The following is a 1,031-nucleotide window of genomic DNA, read 5'->3' on the forward strand; positions in this document are numbered from 1 at the left end:
AGCGTCGCTCTGGCCGCGCGTACGCGGTTGTACAAGGCGGAGCGGCCACTCGATGTGAGTCGCGAACTCGTGCGGACCGAGGACTACGTGGCACAGGAGTTCGACGTCTCGGTGTCCGTTGGTGAAGCGGTGACGGTCGAGAAGGTCGTCGCCCTCTTCGGCTCCCGCGACAGGGCGATTCACGAACCCGGGTACGAGGCCCGCAATCATGTGAAGCGCTCAGGGGATTTCGCCGACTTGCTCGTGACCCACATTCTCGCGTGGGACCACCTGTGGCAGCGATTCGGCATCGAGGTCGAAACCGGGAACGGTGACGTCCAGTGCACGCTCAATCTGCACGTCTTCCACCTGCTGCAGACGGTCTCCCCCAACTCGGTCGATCTGGACGTGGGCGTCCCGGCCCGCGGCCTCCACGGGGAAGCGTACCGCGGACACATCTTCTGGGATGAGGTGTTCATCTTCCCGTACCTCACGCTACACATGCCCCGGCTCACCCGTGGCCTGCTGCAGTACCGCTTCCGTCGGCTGCCGAAGGCGCGGTGGCACGCCGCGGACGCAGGTTTCCGCGGGGCGCTCTTTCCATGGCAGAGCGGCAGCAACGGCGAGGAAGAGACGCAGGAGTGGCACCTCAATCCCCTCTCGGGCGAGTGGAGCCGCGACAACTCGCACCTGCAGCGCCACGTCGACATAGCCGTGGCCTACAGCGTGTGGAGGTACTACTCGGCAACGGGCGACGACGAGTTCATGGAGAACCAGGGAGCCGAGATGCTGCTCGAGGTGGCGGGATTCCTGGCCTCGCTCTGCGTGTACAACCGTACCGAGGACCGCTACGAAATCCTCGGCGTCATGGGACCCGACGAATACCACGATGGGTATCCCGACGCACCCGAACCCGGTGTCAACAACAACGCCTACACCAATGTCATGGCGGTGTGGTGTCTCATGCGGGCACTGAGCGTGTTCGAAGTCCTGCCGTCCCGGCGGCGTCTGGAGCTCAGAGAACGCCTCGGCATCGGGCGCGATGACCTCGA

At 64.7% G+C, this 1,031-nt stretch carries 1 protein-coding gene; it reads left to right on the top strand.

Features of this window, described 5'->3' with window-relative positions; genetic code table 11:
* Positions 1–1,031: glycoside hydrolase family 65 protein (locus tag Q8K99_06005; GenBank protein MDP2182103.1), on the top strand; the 1,031-nt coding region annotated here is incomplete at both ends.

Source organism: Actinomycetota bacterium (assembly GCA_030682655.1).
GTDB lineage: Bacteria > Actinomycetota > Coriobacteriia > Anaerosomatales > JAUXNU01 > JAUXNU01.